General features: G+C 61.3%; 19 protein-coding genes. 16 read left to right on the forward strand and 3 right to left on the reverse strand.

Annotation, left to right across the window (positions count from 1 at the left end; genetic code table 11):
• The first annotated feature begins 98 nt into the window (after nucleotides 1-98).
• From ACZYR5_RS07410 to ACZYR5_RS07420, 3 genes are read left to right on the forward strand one after another with little or no spacing between them, the layout of a single operon-like run.
• Entirely contained in the window at nucleotides 99-1,124 is a 1,026-nt protein-coding gene (locus tag ACZYR5_RS07410) for an aminoglycoside phosphotransferase family protein (RefSeq protein WP_489088513.1), read from the forward strand.
• Nucleotides 1,121-1,792 carry an N-acetylmuramate alpha-1-phosphate uridylyltransferase MurU gene (gene murU / locus ACZYR5_RS07415; RefSeq protein WP_489088512.1) on the forward strand — a complete coding sequence of 224 codons (672 nt, stop codon included), beginning with the start codon at nucleotides 1,121-1,123 and terminating at the stop codon, nucleotides 1,790-1,792. Before ACZYR5_RS07410 ends, murU begins: the two co-directional genes overlap by 4 nt.
• Nucleotide 1,793: 1 nt before the next feature.
• The gene (locus tag ACZYR5_RS07420) at nucleotides 1,794-2,561 is read left to right on the forward strand and encodes a TerB family tellurite resistance protein (protein WP_489088511.1); all 768 of its coding nucleotides are present in this window, start codon (nucleotides 1,794-1,796) and stop codon (nucleotides 2,559-2,561) included.
• 11 nt (nucleotides 2,562-2,572) lie between these two features.
• Here the strand turns inward: ACZYR5_RS07420 and ACZYR5_RS07425 are convergent, their stop codons facing one another.
• Nucleotides 2,573-3,553: an alpha/beta hydrolase family protein gene (locus tag ACZYR5_RS07425; RefSeq protein ID WP_489088510.1), complete on the reverse strand. Its 981-nt coding sequence runs from the start codon at nucleotides 3,551-3,553 to the stop codon at nucleotides 2,573-2,575.
• Nucleotides 3,554-3,627: 74 nt separating this feature from the next.
• Between ACZYR5_RS07425 and ACZYR5_RS07430 the strand changes: the two genes are divergently transcribed.
• The 9 genes from ACZYR5_RS07430 to trpE all read left to right on the forward strand — a co-directional run bounded on the left by ACZYR5_RS07430 (nucleotide 3,628) and on the right by trpE (nucleotide 14,675).
• Entirely contained in the window at nucleotides 3,628-6,030 is a 2,403-nt protein-coding gene (locus ACZYR5_RS07430; protein WP_489088509.1) for a PAS domain-containing sensor histidine kinase, read from the forward strand.
• 18 nt (nucleotides 6,031-6,048) lie between these two features.
• Nucleotides 6,049-6,678, forward strand: a complete 630-nt coding sequence (locus ACZYR5_RS07435; protein WP_489088508.1) for a response regulator — start codon at nucleotides 6,049-6,051, stop codon at nucleotides 6,676-6,678.
• A 231-nt stretch (nucleotides 6,679-6,909) separates the two neighbouring features.
• On the forward strand, nucleotides 6,910-8,034 hold the full coding sequence (locus ACZYR5_RS07440) for an ABC transporter ATP-binding protein (RefSeq protein ID WP_489088507.1): 1,125 nt from the start codon (nucleotides 6,910-6,912) through the stop codon (nucleotides 8,032-8,034).
• A gap of 44 nt (nucleotides 8,035-8,078) precedes the next feature.
• Complete coding sequence (locus ACZYR5_RS07445) at nucleotides 8,079-9,119, forward strand: ABC transporter substrate-binding protein (protein ID WP_489088506.1); 1,041 nt, start codon at nucleotides 8,079-8,081, stop codon at nucleotides 9,117-9,119.
• Nucleotides 9,120-9,289: 170 nt separating this feature from the next.
• Entirely contained in the window at nucleotides 9,290-10,537 is a 1,248-nt protein-coding gene (locus ACZYR5_RS07450) for an ABC transporter permease (RefSeq protein WP_489088505.1), read from the forward strand.
• Nucleotides 10,538-10,550: 13 nt separating this feature from the next.
• Nucleotides 10,551-11,375, forward strand: coding sequence for an ABC transporter permease (locus ACZYR5_RS07455; protein ID WP_027617184.1), 825 nt, complete (start codon nucleotides 10,551-10,553; stop codon nucleotides 11,373-11,375).
• Nucleotides 11,376-11,633: 258 nt separating this feature from the next.
• A complete protein-coding gene (gene rpe, locus ACZYR5_RS07460) occupies nucleotides 11,634-12,308 on the forward strand; it encodes a ribulose-phosphate 3-epimerase (RefSeq protein WP_027617185.1) in 675 nt (224 codons plus the stop codon).
• Nucleotides 12,305-13,123: a phosphoglycolate phosphatase gene (locus ACZYR5_RS07465; protein WP_489088504.1), complete on the forward strand. Its 819-nt coding sequence runs from the start codon at nucleotides 12,305-12,307 to the stop codon at nucleotides 13,121-13,123. The genes rpe and ACZYR5_RS07465 overlap by 4 nt, the downstream gene beginning before the upstream one ends.
• A gap of 70 nt (nucleotides 13,124-13,193) precedes the next feature.
• On the forward strand, nucleotides 13,194-14,675 hold the full coding sequence (gene trpE, locus ACZYR5_RS07470; protein WP_489088503.1) for an anthranilate synthase component I: 1,482 nt from the start codon (nucleotides 13,194-13,196) through the stop codon (nucleotides 14,673-14,675).
• Nucleotides 14,676-14,751: 76 nt separating this feature from the next.
• Here the strand turns inward: trpE and estP are convergent, their stop codons facing one another.
• The gene (gene estP / locus ACZYR5_RS07475) at nucleotides 14,752-16,662 is read right to left on the reverse strand and encodes an esterase EstP (RefSeq protein WP_489088502.1); all 1,911 of its coding nucleotides are present in this window, start codon (nucleotides 16,660-16,662) and stop codon (nucleotides 14,752-14,754) included.
• A 397-nt stretch (nucleotides 16,663-17,059) separates the two neighbouring features.
• Here estP and ACZYR5_RS07480 point away from each other — a divergent pair, with 397 nt between their 5' ends.
• The 4 genes from ACZYR5_RS07480 (at nucleotide 17,060) to ACZYR5_RS07495 (ending at nucleotide 20,314) form a co-directional block, all read left to right on the forward strand.
• On the forward strand, nucleotides 17,060-17,653 hold the full coding sequence (locus tag ACZYR5_RS07480) for an aminodeoxychorismate/anthranilate synthase component II (RefSeq protein ID WP_489088501.1): 594 nt from the start codon (nucleotides 17,060-17,062) through the stop codon (nucleotides 17,651-17,653).
• Nucleotides 17,654-17,662: 9 nt separating this feature from the next.
• Nucleotides 17,663-18,712 carry an anthranilate phosphoribosyltransferase gene (gene trpD, locus ACZYR5_RS07485; protein WP_489088500.1) on the forward strand — a complete coding sequence of 350 codons (1,050 nt, stop codon included), beginning with the start codon at nucleotides 17,663-17,665 and terminating at the stop codon, nucleotides 18,710-18,712.
• Complete coding sequence (gene trpC / locus ACZYR5_RS07490) at nucleotides 18,709-19,545, forward strand: indole-3-glycerol phosphate synthase TrpC (RefSeq protein ID WP_489088499.1); 837 nt, start codon at nucleotides 18,709-18,711, stop codon at nucleotides 19,543-19,545. Before trpD ends, trpC begins: the two co-directional genes overlap by 4 nt.
• 67 nt (nucleotides 19,546-19,612) lie before the next feature.
• Nucleotides 19,613-20,314 carry a lipoate--protein ligase family protein gene (locus ACZYR5_RS07495; protein WP_489088498.1) on the forward strand — a complete coding sequence of 234 codons (702 nt, stop codon included), beginning with the start codon at nucleotides 19,613-19,615 and terminating at the stop codon, nucleotides 20,312-20,314.
• Here ACZYR5_RS07495 and crp read toward each other — a convergent pair.
• Nucleotides 20,311-20,955, reverse strand: a complete 645-nt coding sequence (gene crp / locus ACZYR5_RS07500) for a cAMP-activated global transcriptional regulator CRP (protein WP_489088497.1) — start codon at nucleotides 20,953-20,955, stop codon at nucleotides 20,311-20,313. The genes ACZYR5_RS07495 and crp overlap by 4 nt on opposite strands.
• Nucleotides 20,956-21,148 lie beyond the last annotated feature (193 nt).

Below are 21,148 nucleotides of genomic sequence, written 5' to 3' on the forward strand. Positions count from 1 at the left end.
CCCGCGGTGTGGGCCGCACGCCTCTCGATGGTCTGAAAAAGATGCTGGATAATAAAGCATGACCCGCTTGACGGCTAGCGCCGTCGGAGACCCTTGCAATGCCTGACCAAGATGTACGCTTGCAACACCTGAAAGTTTGGCTCGATGAACAGTTGGCAACGGTTTTTGCCAACGAAGGCTGGGGAGCCGTGCCCTCGGGCACCTTGACCGCCGCCAGCAGCGACGCGAGTTTCCGCCGTTACTTCCGCTGGGAGGGCGAGGGCAGGAGCTTTGTCGTGATGGACGCGCCGCCGCCGCAGGAAAACTGCAAACCCTTCGTCGATATCGCTTTTTTGCTGGGTAAATCCGGTATCAACGTGCCGAAAATCTACGCCGAGGACCTCGAGCGCGGCTTTCTTTTGCTCAATGACCTGGGCAACCAGACCTATCTGGACGTGATCAATGGCGAAAATGCCGATGATCTGTTCAAGGACGCCTTGCAGGCGTTGCTGGCTTTCCAGCAGTTGCCGATGGTCGCGCCACTGCCCAGCTATGACGTGGCGCTGTTGCGCCGGGAGCTCGAGTTGTTCCCCGAGTGGTACGTCAAGCGTGAGCTGAAAATCGAGTTCGATGCCCAGCAGCAAGTCTTGTGGCAGCAGGCCAGCGACCTGCTGATCGACAGCGCGCTCGCCCAGCCAAAAGTGCTGGTGCACCGTGACTACATGCCGCGCAACCTGATGCTCAGCCAGCCCAACCCCGGTGTGCTGGATTTCCAGGACGCGGTCTATGGCCCCGTGACCTATGACGTGACCTGCCTGTTCAAGGATGCTTTCCTCAGTTGGCCGCAGGCGCGCGTTCGTGGTTGGCTGGAGGATTACTGGCAGCAGGCCGGCGCGCTCAATATTCCAGTGCAACCGGACTTCGAAGACTTCCTGCGCGCCAGCGACCTGATGGGCGTGCAGCGGCATTTGAAGGTGATCGGGATCTTCGCCCGTATCTGCCACCGTGACGGCAAGCCGCGCTACCTGACCGATGTGCCGCGTTTCTTTGCCTATATAGAAGCGGTCGTGGCGCGTCGGCCGGAACTGGCGCCATTGGCCGAGTTGCTGGCCAGCCTGCGTCCATCCGCCGGAGTTGCGCAATGAAGGCGATGATTCTCGCGGCCGGCAAGGGCGAGCGTATGCGGCCCTTGACCCTGACTACCCCCAAGCCGCTGGTGCGCGTGGGCGGCGTGCCGTTGATCGAGTATCACCTCAAGGCCCTGGCTGCGGCGGGCTTCACTGAAGTGGTGATCAACCATGCGTGGCTGGGCCAGCAGATCGAAGACCACCTGGGCGACGGTTCGCGTTTTGGCCTGACGATCCAGTATTCGCCGGAAGGTGAGCCGCTGGAGACCGGCGGCGGGATTTTCCGTGCCTTGCTGTTGCTGGGTGACGAAGCCTTTGTGGTGGTCAACGGCGACATTTGGAGCGACTACGATTTCAGTCGCCTGCGCCAACCCCTTGCCGGCCTGGCGCATCTGGTGCTGGCTGACAACCCGGAGCATCACCCGAATGGCGATTTCACTCTGGCCGACGGGCAAGTACAGGATGCTCGACCTGGTGCGCCAACCCTGACCTACAGCGGCATTGCCGTGTTGCACCCGCAGCTGTTTGCCGGCTGCACCGAGGGTGCGTTCAAGCTTGCGCCGCTGTTGCGCGAGGCCATGGCCCAGGGCCGGGTTTCCGGCGAGCGGCTGCAGGGGCAGTGGGTGGATGTCGGCACCCACGAGCGCCTGGCGCAGGTCGAGCACTTGCTGCAAGCGAGCCGCTGAGATGTTGTGGCCAGGGACTCTGATTGGAGCCGGAGCCGGTTTTGCCATCGCCAGCATCCCGGGGGCCATGCTCGGCGCACTCCTGGGGCAGGCGCTGGATCGGCGCTTGCAGCTGCACAGCCTGGGCGACCTGCGTGAGCGCCTGGGTGGGCGCCCGATGCTGCGCAACGACGAACTGTTGTTTGTGCTGCTCGGGCGTCTGGCCAAGAGTGATGGTCGGGTGGTGGACGGCCACATCTATCAGGCACGCCAGGAAATGCGCGCGCTGGAAATGAACGAGTTTGCGCAGAAACGCGCCATTGCTGCGTTCAATCGCGGCAAGAGCGGGCACGATCGCTTACGGGGCTATTTGCGTCGGTTGCGTGTGCAACCCCATGCGGCTGAAGGGGTATTGCGGGCCTGTTGGCGGATGGTCTGGGCCGATGGGCGTGGCGGCCGTGCCGAGCGTGAGTTACTGGCCCAATGGGGTAAGTGGTTGGGTTGGACACCCGAGCAGGTGCAGGCATTGGCCAGCGATTACGAGCCGCACAAGCGGCCGTTGCCCAACAGCGCCGAAGCCTACCAGGAGGCCATGCGCTTGCTGGGCGTCTCGCTGGCCAGTGAGCCTGTCCAGATCAAACGCGCTTACCGCCGTCTATTGAGTCGCCATCATCCGGACAAGATCGCCGGCAGTGGCGCTTCGCCGTCGCAGGTACGCGAGGCCACGGAAAAAACCCGCGAGTTGCACAACGCCTACACGCTGATTCGCCAACGTCGGGATTTTCGCTAGGCCTGCGCGGGTCATGACTCGGGCTTTTGCGGGCTGAGCCAGCCGCGTACCCGCCGTACCAACTGTTCCTGTTCGGCAGCGCTGTTGCCGGGCAGGGCATTGAGCGACACCTGGCGAAAGTTCGCGTCCTTGACCCGCTTGCTGGCCTGCAGGCGTTCCTGGGCGGCGCGCTGCAGCAATGGCTTGTCGTTGTAATACAGGTCCAGCGTGGCCAGCTTCAATCCCGCCGTCAGCTCGGCCAGCCCGCTACGCGGTGCAGTCGGCGTCTGCGCCGCGACCATCACCAACTTTGCGACCTGCGCCGGTTGTTTTTCACTCAGATACCGGGCAGCCCAGTAGGCGCCGGTGCCATGCCCGAGCAGGACAATGCTGCGAGCATTCTGTTGTTCGGCAAACGCCAGGGCGGCGTCAATGCGCGCGTAGATGCGTTGGGCGTCGGCTTCGGTCAACTCCTCACCGCTCGGCGCTGCCGGGCGATCGGCCGCTTCTTCTTCACCGCCGACCACTTGCTCGATCGGCGCTGCGGTGCTGGCGTCCTTGTCAGGTTTTGCGGTGTCCACGGGCGCCGGGGGGCTTTCGACTATTCGCGGTAGCGGGGCATTGCTTTGCAGGTCTGGCAGGGTAAGACTCAGGCTGCCCCAGTCGGCATCGGGCAGTTTCTGGCGTAAAGGCGCGATTGCTTGCGGCCAGTCAGCGGTTTCGCCGCTGCCGGGGAGGATAATCACCACGCCCTGGGATTCACTGGTGTTGGCCGGCTTCCATAGGGCGAGGAAGGTATCGCTGCCGGCCTGGAGCTGTTGCTGCTGATCGCCTGGAACCGTGCGCTGCAAGGCCGCAGCTTCTGCCTGGCTGCGCTCGGACAGGGGCTGGCGCTGCTCGGGTTGGACCTCGGCAGGGGGCGGTGCCGGGTCGGCGGCCTGCACAGAAAGGGCGCAAGGCAACAGCAGCGACAGGCACAATGCAGGCAGTGCCGTGCGGTAGACAGGGGGCATCGGATATTCCAGGCCAGAAGTAATCCCGGCAGCCTAATGGGTTGGTCAGTTTTTGTCAGTGTGTGAGAGTTCGGATGAAGCGTCTTCGCTGCCTGTTGGTTATCGGCTGTTTGTGTCTTCCCTTGATGGCGTGGGCGGTTTCCGCGCCGCCTGCCCGTGTGGCGCCACTGACCAGCGAACAGCGCGAGTGGCTGGCGCAGCACCCTGAGTTGCGGGTCGGGGTGGTACTGCAGGCGCCCTACGCCCAGTACGACCGGCGCTTGCAACGCTTGTCCGGGGCCAATGTCGAATTGATGCAGTGGCTGGCCAGTGCACTGAAGATCGAGTTGAGCTGGCGCAACTTTCCAGATGTTGCGCAGTTGGAACAGGCTGTGCGCGAAGGCGAGGTCGATCTGGCTCCTGGCTTGACCCAGACACCCGCCGGCCTGCGCTTGTGGCAATTCACCGATCCTTATATGCGCGTGCCACAACTGGTGGTTAGCCAGCAGAAAGGCGCGGGCGCGGTCGACCTGGAGAAGCTCGACAATCAAGCGCGCGTCGCGGTGCGCATGCCCAGTGCCATCGCCGATTACCTGCGCAGTAATTACGCCAACCTCAATCTGCAAGGTGTGCCACTGGAGCGCCAGGCTCTGCAATTGCTGCTGAGCCAGCAGGCGCAATACGCGGTGATCGACGAAGCGCAACTCAGCCGCTTGTCCGCCGAACCGGAGTTCGCCGGCCTGGCAGTAGTCGGCGATATCGGTCTGCCGCAGTTGCTGCGGGTCGCTACTCGTCGTGACTGGCCTCAGCTGGCCAGTATCGTCGAGAGCGCCCTGCACACCATCCCGGCCAAGGACCTGGAGCAGTTGCACGCACGCTGGCTACAACCCAAGTACCCGCGGCTGTCCGAATCGGCGGTGTTCTGGAAAAACCTCAGCCTGCTGCTGGCGGTGATCATGCTCAGCGCCATGGCCATCGTCATCTGGCAGCGCCGGCAGCAACAGGTGCTGGAGCAGCGACTGCTCGCTGCCCGCGAAGACATTGCCCTGCGGGCCGCCAGCGAGGAAGCCTTGCGGCTGACGCAGTTCTCCATCGATCAAAGCACGGTGGGGATACTCTGGGTCAATTGGGACAGCCATGTGCGCTACGCCAACCGGGCGGCCGAAGACATGCTCGGTTACGTGTCGGGCGGGGTGATTGATCGGCCCTTGATCGACTTCGAGCCCAACCTGAACATGGACCGCTGGTTGAACCTGTGGAAGCGTGCGCGGGCCAGCGAAGATGGCCCACAAAGCTTCGAAACCAACTGCGTGCGCGCCGATGGCAGCATCCTGCCGGCCGACGTGAGCCTGAGCTTTCTGCGCTTTCGCGACAGTGAATATCTGGTGGTCTACCTCAATGACGTCACCGAGCGCCGTCGCGCCCTGGCCGCCTTGCGTGAAAGCGAGGCGCGTTTGCAGGGGATTGCCGCCAACGTACCAGGTTTGGTCTTCCGCCTTGAGCGCGCGCCAGTGACAGGGCAGATCGACTTTGCCTACATCAGTGAAGGCAGCGAGAGCCTGGTGGGTTACTCGCCGGCCACCCTCAGCCATCGCGACATGGGTTTGCGCAGCCTGGTGCATGCGGACGACAGGGCCAGCTATCACCAGACTCAGGATCACGCGCTGGACACCGACAGCGACTGGTCCTGGCAAGGCCGCATCGTCACCCGCCAAGGGCAGCAACGTTGGGCGGAAATCAAGGCGATTACCCGTCAGCTCGACGATGGCGCCTACGTCTGGGACGGAATTGTCTGGGACATCAGCGAGAGCAAGCGGATCGAACTGGAACTGGCCAGCTCCCGCGAGCAATTACGCGAATTGTCGGCGCACCTGGAGAGCGTGCGTGAGGAAGAAAAGGCGCGTATTGCCCGGGAAGTTCACGACGAGTTGGGCCAGATGTTGACGGTGCTCAAGCTGGAAACCTCGATGTGCGAACTGGCGTACGCCGAACTCGATCCGGGTTTGAGCGAGCGGCTCAACAGCATGAAACGCCTGATCGCCCAGCTGTTCCAGTTGGTGCGCGATGTGGCCACCGCGTTGCGTCCGCCGATCCTCGACGCCGGTATCGCCTCGGCCATCGAGTGGCAGGCCCGGCGTTTCGAGGCGCGAACGCAGATCCCGTGCCTGGTCCAGGTACCGGACAACCTGCCGGTGCTGAGCGACGCCAAGGCCATCGGCCTGTTCCGGATTCTTCAGGAGGCCCTGACCAATGTCATGCGTCACGCCCAGGCGCATACTGTCGAGTTGACGCTGGCGCTTGAGGGCGATGCGTTGTGCCTGACGGTCAGCGATGATGGTGTCGGTTTTGTCGCAGCGACGGGTAGGCCGACGTCCTTCGGGGTGGTGGGCATGCGTGAGCGAGTGTTGATCATGGGCGGCACGCTGGTGCTCGACAGCGTGCCGGGAGAGGGCACCTCGCTCAAAGTGCGGGTGCCGTTGCGCGAAGTCTGCAACTGAGGTTCTGGGGAGAAGTCTGTGATCCGTGTACTGGTAGCTGAAGACCACACCATTGTCCGCGAAGGCATCAAGCAGTTGATCGGCATGGCCAAGGACTTGCTGGTGGTAGGGGAGGCGAGCAATGGCGAGCAACTGCTGGAGACCCTGCGCCATGTGGCTTGCGAAGTGGTGTTGCTGGACATCTCGATGCCGGGAGTGAATGGCCTGGAGGCGATTCCGCGGATTCGCGCCCTGAATAACCCGCCGGCAATCCTGGTGTTGTCGATGCACGACGAAGCGCAGATGGCGGCGCGGGCGTTGAAGGTCGGCGCTGCGGGCTATGCCACCAAGGACAGTGACCCCTCGTTGCTGCTGACGGCGATTCGCCGGGTGGCGGGCGGTGGGCGCTACATCGATCCGGACCTGGCCGACCGGATGGTCTTCGAAGTCGGACTGACCGATTCCCGGCCCTTGCATTCGCTGCTGTCGGAGCGCGAGTTCTCGGTGTTCGAGCGCCTGGCCCAGGGCGCCAACGTCAACGATATCGCCCAGCAACTGGCCTTGAGCAGCAAGACCATCAGCACCCACAAGGCGCGGCTGATGCAGAAGCTCAACATCACCTCGCTGGCGGAACTGGTGAAGTACGCGATGGAGCACAAACTGCTCTGATGCAGCGACATATCCATTTACGACAGGGCAGCCCGACGCTGTCGCCGGATCTTCCGGCAGGTGTCTGGCCTTCTGCCGTAAGGCATGCCAAAACGCGCCATCCTTGTAGGGCAATCCCTACCCCCGACCTTCCATCCGGCTGAGGCGAATCTCTCCTGCGCCCCGATTTGCGTGACTGTGCGTAGCCACTAGGCTTAATCCACGGCAGTCATCAACAATAAAGGTGTGGGTATGAGCGCGGTCGATTCAAGTGCGGGGACCAATGATGTGCTGGTCAGCTTTCGTGGCGTGCAGAAGAGCTACGACGGCGAGAACCTGATCGTCAAAGACCTCAACCTGGACATTCGCAAAGGCGAATTCCTCACCTTGCTCGGGCCGTCCGGCTCCGGCAAGACCACCAGTCTGATGATGCTCGCCGGTTTCGAAACACCGACCGCCGGCGAGATCCTCCTGGCCGGTCGCTCGATCAACAACGTGCCGCCGCACAAGCGTGACATCGGCATGGTGTTCCAGAACTATGCCTTGTTCCCGCACATGACGGTGGCGGAGAACCTGGCGTTCCCGTTGACCGTGCGCGGCCTGAACAAAAGCGACGTCAGCGATCGGGTCAAGCGCGTGCTGAGCATGGTCCAGCTGGACAGCTTCGCCCAGCGCTATCCGGCGCAATTGTCTGGCGGTCAACAACAGCGTGTGGCGCTGGCCCGGGCCCTGGTGTTCGAGCCGCAACTGGTGCTGATGGACGAACCCCTGGGTGCCCTCGATAAACAACTGCGTGAGCACATGCAGATGGAGATCAAGCACCTGCACGAGCGCCTCGGCGTGACCGTGGTGTACGTGACTCACGACCAGGGCGAGGCCCTGACCATGTCCGATCGCGTGGCGGTGTTCCATCAGGGCGAGATCCAGCAGATCGCCCCGCCGCGCACGTTGTACGAAGAACCGAAAAATACCTTCGTCGCCAACTTCATTGGCGAAAACAACCGCCTCAATGGCCGGCTGCACAGCCAGACCGGTGACCGCTGCGTGGTTGAACTGGGGCGTGGGGAGAAGGTTGAAGCGCTGGCCGTGAATGTCGGCAAGGCCGGTGAGCCGGTGACCTTGTCGATTCGTCCGGAGCGCGTGAGCCTCAATGGTTCCAGTGAGTCCTGTGCCAACCGTTTCTCCGGGCGGGTGGCGGAATTCATCTATTTGGGCGACCACGTTCGCGTGCGCCTGGAAGTCTGCGGCAAGACCGACTTCTTCGTGAAACAGCCGATTGCCGAGCTTGATCCGGCACTGGCCGTCGGAGACGTGGTTCCGCTTGGCTGGCAGGTCGAACACGTTCGCGCGCTCGACCCACTTCTAGAGGCGAACTGATCGCCCCCTTGCTTCACCAACCCCGCACGTGGAGAGAACAATAAATGTTGAAATCCCTGAAATTCACCGCTTTGGCACTGGGCATGATGGGCGCAGCGCACGCAATGGCCGGCCCGGACCTGACCGTGGTGTCGTTTGGCGGCGCGAACAAGGCGGCCCAGGTCAAGGCCTTCTATGCACCGTGGGAAGCAGCGGGTAACGGCAAGATCGTCGCCGGCGAGTACAACGGTGAAATGGCCAAGATCAAGGCCATGGTCGACACCAAAAGCGTGTCCTGGGACCTGGTGGAGGTTGAGTCGCCGGAGCTGTCCCGTGGTTGCGACGAAGACATGTTCGAGCAACTGGACCCGGCGCTGTTCGGCAAGTCCGAAGACTACGTCAAGGGCGCCATCCAGCCTTGCGGCGTGGGCTTCTTCGTATGGTCGACCGTACTTGCCTACAACGCTGACAAGCTGAAAACCGCACCGACCAGTTGGGCCGATTTCTGGGACACCAAGAACTTCCCGGGCAAGCGTGGCCTGCGCAAAGGCGCCAAGTACACCCTGGAGTTCGCCTTGATGGCCGACGGCGTCGCGCCGAAAGACGTTTATAAGGTGCTGGCGGGCAAGGACGGTCAGGACCGCGCCTTCAAGAAGCTCGATGAACTCAAGCCAAACATCCAGTGGTGGGAAGCCGGCGCCCAGCCGCCGCAGTACCTTGCCTCCGGTGACGTGGTCATGAGCTCGGCCTACAACGGTCGCATTGCTGCAGTGCAGAAAGAAAGCAACCTGAAAGTGGTATGGAACGGCGGCATCTACGACTTCGATGCATGGGCCATCCCGAAAGGCCTGGACGCCAAGCGCGCCGAAGCGGCGAAGAAATTCATCGCCTACTCGGTGCAACCGCAGCAACAGAAAACCTACTCGGAAAACATCGCCTACGGCCCGGCCAACACCCAAGCCGTTCCGCTGCTGGCGCCGGAAATTCTGAAAGATATGCCGACCACCCCGGAAAACATCGCCAACCAGGTGCAGATCGACGTCAGCTTCTGGGCTGACAACGGCGAGCAACTGGAGCAGCGCTTCAACTCCTGGGCTGCCAAGTAAGACCGCACCGCGGGCTTACGCTGTAGGAGCGAGCCTGCTCGCGATAGCGGTGTGTCAGTCAGCATCAATGCTGACTAGTCAGGCACCCTCGCGAGCCGGTCCGTTCCCACATAAAAAAGTTCGGGGTGCTCAGGCGCCCCTGCAACGATCAAAGATTTTCGGAGTTCGCCATGGCCATCGCCGTTCCCTTGAACGAGGGCACCAATCGCACCCTGAAGCAGCGCCTGGCGCGAGCCGAGCGGGTCAACCGCTGGAAGGCCCAGGCGCTGATTGCGCCGTTGGTGCTGTTTCTGTTGCTGGTGTTTCTGGTGCCCATCGTGGCGCTGCTCTACAAAAGCGTTGGAAACCCGGAAGTGGTTGGCGGCATGCCACGTACGGTCGCCGCCATCGCTGCCTGGGACGGCCGTGGCTTGCCGGCTGATCCGGTGTACAAGGCTGCCAGCGAAGACCTGGCTGAAGCCCGCAAGAATCAAACCCTGGGCGATCTGTCCAAGCGCCTGAACATGGAATTGGCCGGCTATCGCAGCCTGCTGACCAAAACCGCCCGCGCCTTGCCATTCAAGACCGAGCCGACTTCTTATAAAGACGCGATGGAAGCCCTGGATGAGCGGTGGGGTGATCCTGCGTACTGGCAAGCGGTGCGTCGAAACACCAGCAGCATCACGCCTTATTACCTGCTGGCGGCCGTTGACCATCGTATCGACGACCTCGGTGAAGTCGCCCCGGCGACCCCTGACCAGGCGATTTACCTGGATATCTTCGCCCGCACCTTCTGGATGGGCCTGGTGATCACTGGTATTTGCCTGCTGTTGGCCTATCCATTGGCCTATCTGCTGGCCAATCTGCCGGCACGCCAGAGCAACCTGTTGATGATCCTGGTGCTGCTGCCGTTCTGGACCTCGATCCTGGTGCGAGTGGCGGCCTGGATTGTGTTGCTGCAATCGGGTGGCTTGATCAACAGCGCAATGATGGCCATGGGCATCATCGATAAGCCGCTGGAGTTGGTGTTCAACCGCACCGGGGTCTACATCTCGATGGTGCACATCCTGCTGCCGTTCATGATCCTGCCGATCTACAGCGTGATGAAAGGCATCTCGCCGACTTACATGCGCGCGGCGATTTCCCTCGGTTGCCACCCGTTCGCCAGCTTCTGGCGGGTGTATTTCCCGCAAACCTATGCCGGTGTCGGCGCTGGCTGCCTGTTGGTGTTCATCCTGGCGATTGGTTACTACATCACTCCGGCGCTGCTCGGCAGCCCGAACGATCAGATGGTCAGCTACTTCGTCGCCTTCTACACCAACACCAGTATCAACTGGGGCATGGCCACGGCGCTGGGCGGACTGCTGTTGCTGGCAACCGTCGTGCTTTATCTGATTTACAGTTGGCTGGTGGGCGCGAGTCGCCTGCGCTTGAGCTAAGGGGAGAATCGAAATGCTGAGTCCGTATATGTCGCCCGTCGAGCGGGTGTGGTTCTACAGCTTGCGCATTCTCTGCGGGCTGATCCTGTTGTTCCTGATCCTGCCGGTGCTGGTGATCGTGCCGTTGTCGTTCAACTCGGGGAGCTTCCTGGTCTATCCGCTGCAGGGTTTCTCGCTGCACTGGTACCAGGACTTCTTCGCCTCGGCGGAATGGATGCGCGCGCTGAAAAACAGCATCATCGTGGCACCAGCCGCCACCGTGCTGGCCATGGTCTTTGGCACGCTGGCGGCGATTGGCCTGACCCGCGGCGACTTCCCCGGCAAGCCGTTGGTGATGGCACTGGTGATTTCGCCAATGGTGGTGCCGGTGGTGATTATCGGTGTGGCCAGCTACCTGTTCTTTGCGCCGCTGGGCCTGGGCAACAGCTTCTTCTCACTGATCGTAGTGCACGCGGTGCTGGGTGTGCCGTTCGTGATCATCACCGTGTCGGCCACTTTGCAGGGTTTCAACCACAACCTGGTGCGTGCAGCGGCCAGCCTGGGTGCCTCGCCGTTGACCGCCTTCCGCCGAGTGACGCTGCCGTTGATCGCCCCAGGGGTGATTTCTGGCGCGCTGTTCGCCTTCGCCACTTCGTTCGACGAAGTGGTAGTGACGCTGTTCCTCGCCGGCCCCGAGCAGGCGACACTGCCACGGCAGATGTTCAGCGGCATCCGCGAAAACCTCAGCCCGACCATCGCCGCTGCAGCGACCCTGCTGATTGCTTTTTCGGTGATCCTGCTGCTGACCCTGGAATGGTTGCGTGGCCGTAGCGAGAAGCTGCGTACGGCACAGGTTTAAGGGGCCTGAAATTACCTGTAGGAGCGAGCTTGCTCGCGAAGGCATCCTTTCAGTCAACACCTACAGTGACTGTCAGTACGCGATCGCGAGCAAGCTCGCTCCTACAGGGGGAGGGGGCGATAAGCTGCATCAATCGAGCACCGTTGATTTCGAGAAAATCTATCGCGTGACGCACTGATCATCGTTGTCACGGTGCGCGGGTCAAAGCTGGCGGTATACAATGCGCGCCATCGTGATCCTGCTCAAAAAAGGTGCGTCATGCAGCCCTTCGCTATTGCTCCGTCGATTCTCTCCGCCGACTTCGCCCGTTTGGGGGAAGAAGTGGACAACGTCCTGGCCGCGGGTGCCGACATCGTGCACTTCGATGTGATGGACAATCACTACGTGCCCAACCTGACGATCGGCCCGATGGTGTGCTCGGCATTGCGCAAGTATGGCGTGACCGCGCCCATCGACGCGCACCTGATGGTGTCCCCGGTCGATCGCATCGTCGGCGACTTCATTGAAGCGGGCGCGACCTACATCACCTTCCACCCGGACGCGACCATTCACGTCGATCGCTCCCTGCAGATGATCCGCGAAGGCGGCTGCAAGGCTGGCCTGGTGTTCAACCCGGCGACGCCGCTGGACGTGCTCAAGTATGTGATGGACAAGGTCGACATGATCTTGCTGATGAGCGTGAACCCGGGTTTCGGCGGTCAGAAGTTCATTCCCGCGACCCTCGACAAACTGCGTGAAGCGCGTGCACTGATCGACGCCTCGGGGCGCGACATTCGCCTGGAAATCGACGGTGGGGTCAACGTCAACAACATTCGTGAAATCGCCGCTGCCGGCGCCGACACCTTTGTTGCCGGCTCGGCGATCTTCAACGCGCCGAACTATCAGGAAGTGATTGAAAAAATGCGTGCCGAACTGGCCCTGGCTCGCCCATGAGTGGCTTTGAGCAGCTGTTCCCGGGGCAACTGCCGCGTCTGGTGATGTTCGATCTGGATGGCACGCTGATCGACTCGGTCCCGGATCTGGCAGTGGCTGTGGATAACATGCTGCTCAAGCTGGGCCGGCAACCTGCCGGCCTGGATGCCGTGCGTGAGTGGGTGGGCAACGGTGCACCGGTGCTGGTCCGGCGTGCGTTGGCGGGCGCCATCGACCACAGCGGCGTCGATGATGCCGAGGCCGAACACGCGCTGGAAATCTTCATGGAGGCCTACGCCGACGGTCATGAATTGACCGTGGTCTACCCGGGCGTGCGCGACACTCTCAAGTGGTTGCACAAGCAGGGCGTCGAGATGGCGCTGATCACCAACAAGCCGGAGCGTTTCGTCGCGCCGCTGCTGGACCAGATGAAAATCGGCCGCTACTTCAAGTGGATCATTGGCGGCGACACCCTGCCGCAGAAGAAGCCGGACCCGGCAGCGTTGTTCTTTGTGATGAAAATGGCCAACGTACCGGCTTCGCAGTCGTTGTTTGTCGGCGACTCGCGCAGCGATGTGCTGGCGGCAAAGGCGGCCGGGGTCAAGTGCGTGGCCCTGAGCTACGGCTACAACCACGGGCGGCCGATTGCCGAGGAGTCGCCGGCACTGGTCATCGACGATCTGCGCAAGCTAATTCCCGGTTGCCTGGACTCCGCCGCTGGGATAACGTTGCCCGACGCTGTCCAACCCCCTTCTGGAAACGCCATCGTGGTGGTCACTCGCAAACTCTGGATGAAAGTCATCAAGGCCCTGGCCCGCTGGCGTTGGCGCGCCTGACTTGATCCTGGCCGGTTATCCGGCGCGTTTGCATACCTGACCGATAGCTCCTCTTGCCACGAGGCATCCCATGATCCGCGAAGAATTCCTGCGTTTGGCCGCTGCCGGCTACAACCGTATCCCGCTGGCCTGCGAAACCCTTGCCGACTTCGACACGCCGCTGTCGATCTACCTGAAACTGGCCGACCAGCCCAACTCCTATCTCCTGGAGTCGGTGCAGGGCGGCGAGAAGTGGGGGCGTTATTCGATCATCGGCCTGCCATGCCGCACCGTGCTGCGGGTGCATGACCACCACGTCAGCGTGACGGTGGATGGTGTCGAGGTCGAAAGTCATGATGTCGAAGACCCGCTGAGCTTTGTCGAAGCGTTCAAGGCCCGCTACAACGTACCGACCATCGCCGGTCTGCCGCGTTTCAACGGCGGCCTGGTGGGCTACTTCGGCTACGACTGCGTGCGTTACGTGGAGAAGCGTTTGGGCAAATGCCCGAACCCTGATCCGCTGGGTGTGCCGGACATTCTGTTGATGGTCTCCGACGCCGTGGTGGTGTTCGACAACCTGGCCGGCAAGATGCACGCCATCGTGTTGGCCGATCCGGCCCAGGACAACGCCTTTGAACAAGGCCAGGCGCGCCTTGAGCAACTGCTCGAACAACTGCGCCAGCCGATCACGCCACGCCGAGGCCTGGATTTCAGCAAGCAGCAGGCCGCCGATCCGGTGTTCCGCTCCAGCTTCACCCAGGCCGACTACGAGCGCGCCGTCGACACCATCAAGGAATACATCCTGGCGGGCGACTGCATGCAGGTGGTGCCGTCGCAACGCATGTCCATCGACTTCAAGGCCGCGCCGATAGATCTGTACCGCGCGTTGCGCTGCTTCAATCCGACGCCGTACATGTACTTTTTCAACTTTGGTGACTTCCACGTGGTGGGCAGTTCGCCGGAAGTGCTGGTGCGGGTCGAAGACAACCTGATCACCGTGCGCCCGATTGCCGGGACGCGCCCGCGGGGCGCCAACGAAGAGGCGGATCGGGCGCTGGAAGAAGACCTGCTGTCGGACGACAAGGAAATCGCCGAGCATTTGATGCTGATCGACCTGGGGCGTAACGACACGGGGCGGGTCTCGGAAATCGGTTCGGTGAAACTCACCGAAAAAATGGTCATCGAGCGCTACTCCAACGTCATGCACATTGTTTCCAACGTCACCGGTCAGCTGAAAGCCGGGTTGACGGCGATGGACGCGCTGCGGGCAATTCTGCCGGCGGGCACCTTGTCCGGCGCACCGAAGATCCGCGCGATGGAAATCATCGACGAACTGGAGCCGGTCAAGCGCGGTGTCTATGGCGGGGCAGTGGGTTATTTCGCCTGGAACGGCAACATGGATACGGCAATTGCAATCCGCACTGCGGTGATCAAGGACGGGGAACTGCATGTGCAGGCCGGTGGCGGCATTGTGGCCGACTCGGTGCCGGTGCTGGAGTGGGAAGAAACCCTGAACAAGCGACGCGCGATGTTCCGTGCGGTCGCCCTGGCCGAGCAAACGCCGCAGGACTGAATCTGTAGTCGTTACTGAGCGCCATAAAAAACGCTGCCCCCGTGAGGAGGCAGCGTTTTTTTATTGCACACAGGTTTTAGAAGTCCAGCACCACGCCGACGTTCACCCCTTGTTGAGTGAAGTCATCGTCCTTGCGGATGTTGTACCCGGCACGCAATGCCAGGTCGGCGGTCAACTTGTGGCTGACGCCCAGGTTCAGGCGGTTGATATGGGACTGCGGGGTGTAGCCATCGAGGGTGTAGCGGTTGTCGGGCAGGGTGTTGAGGTTCATCGTCACGTCTTGAGTGTCGTCCTCGTACTCGCGTTCGTGGGCGTATTCGCCATACACCTGGGTCTGCGAGGTGATCTGGTACTTGCCCTGCAAACCGATGCCCAGGCGGCGTGAGTTGCGGGTCTGGTCGTCATAGGTCAGCGCAGTCGCGTCATTGCCATCCTCCGAGTAGCCATCGACCTTGACCTTGGCAAAGTCGGCGCTGACGAACGGCGACAGGTGCCACGGGCTGCTGGCCTGTTGCGCGATGTCATAACCGATCCGGCCGCTGGCCGCCAACACGGTGCCGCTGGTATCGCCTTTCTCGCCGCGCTCATTGACGCCCAGGTCGAACTTGCGCTTGAGGCTGTCGTAATCCAGGTGCCCAGCCGTCAGTGCGCCATCGGCCCACCAGCGATTTTGCTGGTACTGGGCGAAGGCGGTGCCCATGTAGGTGTTGAGCTTGTAGTCCGAATCGTTGCTGCCGGCTTCCAGCGTCTGGTGATACAAGCCCGCCGCGACACCCACGCGCCAGGCGTCATTGACGCGATAGCTGGTGCCGATGTTCAGGTTGTAGCCACTGCCATCGCCACTGACGGCGCTGTTCTGGCCGTCAAAATCCAGGTGCTGTCCGCCACCCGCGACAATCGCCCGCCACTGGCCGACGCCCTGCCAGTTCTCCCAGTCAGCCTGCCACTGATTGCGCAGTTCATCCTGGTGCGCGCGCAACGTGCCGTGGGCCATTTCTGGCAGGAGCGACGCTTCCCACGGCGCCGACAGCAAGGAGTAGGCGTAATCGGCAATCAGGCGTTGGCCGGCTTCGGTGGGATGCACGGAGTCGTTGTAGATCAGCTTGGTCGGATCGGGCGTGGCGCTGTTGATGCCGTAGCGGGCGTTTTCCGTGCAGCCGCTGCCACTGAAACAGGTGGCGGTGAGGTTCTGGTCGGTGGCCAGGCCGAACTGCGCCGGGTTGGCAAAGGCCTCCTTGAGCAGTACCGGAATGTTCAGCGGGATGACTTCAGCGTTTACAGTTTGCAGTTGCCGCACCAGTTCGCTGTTGAACTGGGCACTGAGTTGGGAGACGAAGCCTTGCAGCGGGCTGCCGTTGATCGCTGGCGTCAGGCCGATATCGGGCAAGAGCCAGACCATGATGTATTTGGCGCCGGCCTGTTGCAGGGTCTGCACGCTATCGACCAGTCGGCCGGCAGCGGCGTCAGCCTGGGCGAGGTTGAGGATGCGTCCCTGGAGAAAGTCGTTGCCGCCACCGGAGAGGTAATACAGCGCGTTCGGGTCGGCCCGCAGGCCGTTGCTTGGCAGATAGCCGGCGCGCGTACGTTCGCCGGTGGCCGAGGTGGTGGTGATCGATTCGAGGATCTGGTCGGTGCGATAGCCGCCGACCGCCCAGTTGTTGCCGTCCACCAGGCCTTCATTGGCACGCACGGCGGAGGTAGAGGCAGCCGTCTGATCTTCGGAAAACCCCAGCTTGCCCCCCAGCAATTGTGTGGAGTTGGCGGAGCGGACTTCCCCGGTCCCGTCGCGGTAGGTGGGGCCGACCCGGTTGGTGTAGCGTTGGGTGGCGCCTGCCGGACCGCCCGGGTCGGCAAACTGGCCGGCGTCGTTGAGGCTGTCGCCAAACACCACAAAGTTCGAATAAGGCGTGGGTGCAGCGATCGCCTGGGCGCAGGCCAACGCGAGAAGGCTGGCTGTCAGCGGTACAAACAGCGTCTTTCTGATCATGATCAAGTCCGTTTATTTATTGTTGTAGTGAACAAAACGACAGTACCAAAAACTTTTGCGCCTCTGCTATGGCTAAAGGCCGCATCTCCCGCTATTGCTACGCCATATTGCACCCTCTGCTCAGCTAAGTTACTGTGCCTGAACGTATGAATGAGACCTTCCCCGTGTTGATCGTCAGCAAACTCTTGGATCAAGTCGTCAAGGCACACGCCCGTTGGCGTTGGCGCGCCTGAATATTCTCTGCCGGCCCGGCCGGACCTGTACCTGTTTGCCTTCTTTGCCCGTATGCCCCGCCGTTGTTGTTGGCTGATCCAGCCACTGACCGAGCGCTGCAACACTGCGGGCCAATCATTCGAAGGCTGTTTTGAAAGTCAGTGAATTCAAGAGGTTTGCCCCCATGTTGCTGATGATTGATAACTACGACTCCTTTACTTACAACGTTGTGCAGTACCTCGGCGAGCTAGGTTCCGAGGTCAAGGTGGTGCGCAACGATGAACTGACCATCGCTCAGATCGAAGCCCTCAAGCCTGAGCGCATTGTGGTGTCCCCTGGTCCGTGTACGCCGACCGAAGCCGGTGTGTCGATCGAAGCCATTAAATACTTCGCCGGCAAGCTGCCGATCCTCGGCGTCTGCCTCGGGCACCAGTCGATTGGTCAAGCGTTCGGCGGCGATGTGGTGCGAGCCCGGCAAGTGATGCACGGTAAGACTAGTCCGGTATTTCATGAGGACAAGGGCGTGTTCCAGGGGCTGAACAATCCCTTGACCGTCACCCGCTATCACTCGCTGATCGTCAAGCGCGAAACCCTGCCCGATTGCCTGGAGCTGACCGCCTGGACCCAGCATGAAGACGGCTCGGTCGACGAAATCATGGGCCTGCGCCACAAAACGCTGAACATCGAAGGGGTGCAGTTCCATCCCGAGTCGATCCTCACCGAGCAGGGCCACGAACTGTTCGCCAATTTCCTCAAACAAACCGGCGGCACGCGCTAAGGACTTTCCATGGATATCAAGACTGCCCTGAGCCGTATCGTCGGCCATCTGGACCTGAGCACTGAGGAAATGCGCGATGTGATGCGCGAAATCATGACTGGCAAATGCACGGACGCGCAGATTGGCGCGTTCATGATGGCCATGCGCATGAAGAGCGAGAGCATCGATGAAATTGTCGGTGCCGTATCGGTCATGCGCGAGTTGGCGGAAAAGGTCGAGTTGAACACCCTCAACGGCGTGGTCGATGTGGTCGGCACCGGCGGCGATGGTGCGAACATCTTCAACGTCTCGACCGCCTCGTCATTTGTGGTCGCGGCAGCCGGTTGCACGGTGGCCAAGCACGGTAACCGCGCGGTGTCGGGCAAGAGCGGCAGCGCCGACTTGCTGGAAGCGGCCGGGATCTACCTGAACCTGACGCCGGTACAGGTCGCACGCTGCATCGACAACGTTGGTATTGGTTTTATGTTTGCCCAATCCCACCACAGCGCGATGAAATACGCGGCCGGTCCACGCCGTGACCTGGGCTTGCGTACCTTGTTCAATATGCTCGGCCCGCTTACGAATCCGGCCGGAGTGAAACATCAGGTCGTCGGAGTGTTCAGTCAGGCCTTGTGCCGGCCGTTGGCCGAAGTCCTGCAGCGTTTGGGCAGCAAGCATGTATTGGTAGTGCACTCCAAGGACGGCCTGGATGAATTCAGCCTGGCTGCGCCGACCTTTGTTGCGGAGCTGAAGGATGATCAGATCACCGAGTATTGGGTCGAGCCGGAAGACCTGGGCATGAAGAGCCAGAGCTTGCACGGTCTGGCGGTGGAAAGCCCGGCAGCCTCGCTTGAACTGATTCGCGATGCATTGGGGCGACGCAAGACCGAAAACGGCCAGAAAGCTGCAGAAATGATCGTGCTGAATGCGGGTGCCGCGCTCTACGCAGCAGACCATGCAAGCAGCCTCAAAGAGGGCGTAGCCCTGGCGCATGATGCGTTGCATACCGGTCTGGCACGCGAAAAACTTGAAGAATTGGGCGCGTTTACCGCGGTATTCAAAGTGGAGAATGAGGCATGAGTGTACCGACGGTGCTGGAAAAGATTCTCGCCCGCAAAGTTGAGGAAGTCGCCGAGCGTAGCGCTCGCGTGACCCTGGCCGAGCTGGAGGCCCTGGCCAAGGTGGCGGATGCGCCCCGTGGATTTGCCCAGGCGTTGATAGAGCAGGCCAAGCGCAAGCAGCCTGCAGTCATCGCTGAAATCAAGAAAGCCTCACCGAGCAAGGGTGTGATCCGCGAGCACTTCGTGCCTGCCGACATTGCCCGCAGCTATGAGAAGGGCGGCGCGACCTGCCTCTCGGTGCTGACCGATGTCGACTACTTCCAGGGCGCTGACATTTATCTGCAACAAGCTCGTGCGGCGTGTGCGTTGCCGGTGATTCGCAAGGACTTCATGATCGATCCGTACCAGATCGTTGAAGCTCGTGCACTGGGCGCTGATTGCGTATTGCTGATCGTCTCCGCACTGGATGACGTGAAGATGGCTGAGCTCGCGGCGGTTGCCAAAGGCGTTGGCCTGGATGTGTTGGTCGAAGTTCACGACGGTGATGAGCTTGAGCGCGCACTGAAAACCCTCGACACACCTCTGGTCGGGGTCAACAACCGCAATCTGCATACCTTCGACGTCAGCCTGGAAACCACACTCGACCTGTTGCCGCGCATTCCTCGCGATCGCCTGGTGATTACTGAAAGTGGCATTCTCAACCGTGCCGATGTCGAGCTGATGGAAATCAGCGAGGTCTACTCGTTCCTGGTCGGCGAGGCGTTCATGCGTGCCGAGCACCCAGGAGCAGAGTTGCAGCGCCTGTTCTTCCCGGAACGCGGCGTACCGGTCAGTGGTTCGACGCTCGACTGATGTACATTCAGTGAAGAAGCCGGCGATGCCGGCTTTTTTGTATCCACAGCCAAGGATCTGCACTGCCATGACTCAACCCATCGCCTTGACCGTTGAAGCCGGTCTGCAAGCTGAGCAGGATTTGTTGGCTACGGTCTGTGCCGGGGACCAGGAATTCGGCCTGTTGTTCTGGCAACCGAGTGATCGCGCCCTGGTCATGCCGCGACGCTTGAGCCGCCTGCCGGGGTTCGAGGCCGCCTGTCAGGCCTCGGCGGAAAATGGCTGGCCAGTATTGTTGCGCGAAACCGGCGGTGAGCCTGTGCCGCAGTCGGCAGCAACCATCAATATCGCGTTGGTTTACGCACCGCCGCGCAGTGAGGGTGATCATGGGCGTATCGAAACCGCCTATCGACGACTGTGCGATCCGATCTGCACCCTGCTGACGGAGTTAGGCGGTAATGCATCGCTAGGTGAAGTCGAGGGCGCTTTTTGTGATGGGCGCTTCAACGTCAATCTGGACGGCCGCAAGATGGTTGGCACCGCGCAGCGCTGGCGCCAGAGCAAGGGCGGTCAGCGTCCGGTCGGCCTGGTGCACGGTGCGTTGCTGCTGGATGACGAACGCGAATCGATGGTGCAGGCGGTGAATCGCTTCAACGAAGTATGCGGCCTTGATCAGCGCGTACGTGCGCAGAGCCACATCGCCCTGCATGAACGATTCGCTGCGCCACAGGCAATCGAGCGCCTGGACGCGTTGTACCGGCAGATGCTGGCCGAGGTGATGGCGGGTTAGCGGGTGCCGAACACCACCATGGTCTTGCCCTTGACGTTTACCAGGTTGCGTTCTTCCAGGTCCTTGAGCACGCGACCGACCATTTCCCGTGAGCAGCCGACGATGCGCCCGATTTCCTGACGGGTGACTTTTATTTGCATGCCATCGGGATGGGTCATGGCGTCAGGTTGCTTGCACAGTTCCAGCAGGCAGCGGGCCACTCGGCCAGTCACGTCGAAGAACGCCAGGTCGCCGACCTTGCGAGTGGTGTTGCGCAGGCGCTGGGCAATCTGACCGCTGAGCACGTAGAGAATGTCCGGATCCTGTTGGGACAGTTCGCGGAATTTGCCGTAGCTGATTTCGGCCACTTCGCATTCGACCTTGGCCCGAACCCAGGCGCTGCGCTCTTGCTCCTGACCGGCTTGTTCGAACAAGCCCAGCTCACCAAAAAAATCCCCGGCATTGAGATAGGCAATGATCATCTCTCGCCCGTCGTCATCCTCGATCAGGATGGTGACCGAACCCTTGATAATGAAAAACAGCGTGTCGGAACGATCACCGGCGCAAATGATATTGCTCTTGGCCTGATAGCGGCGGCGCTGGCAGTGCATCAACAACTTGTCGAGATTCTTTATTTTCTGGGTTGGGGCAATAGCAACCATGGTTGTATCCCGAAAAGACTGCACGGTGAGGTGTGTATTTTTTGTCGACGCGGGCGTGGCGTCATTGAATTGGCGCCAGCTTAACAGACACATTCTGTTGTCATGGCAGATTTTACCAATCACCTGGGCGACTGGCCCGAGTTGATGCGGCACGCTGTCAATCGAGGGGCCTGTGCTAAGCTGGCGACCCTTT

Source organism: Pseudomonas sp. F007, assembly GCF_057814275.1.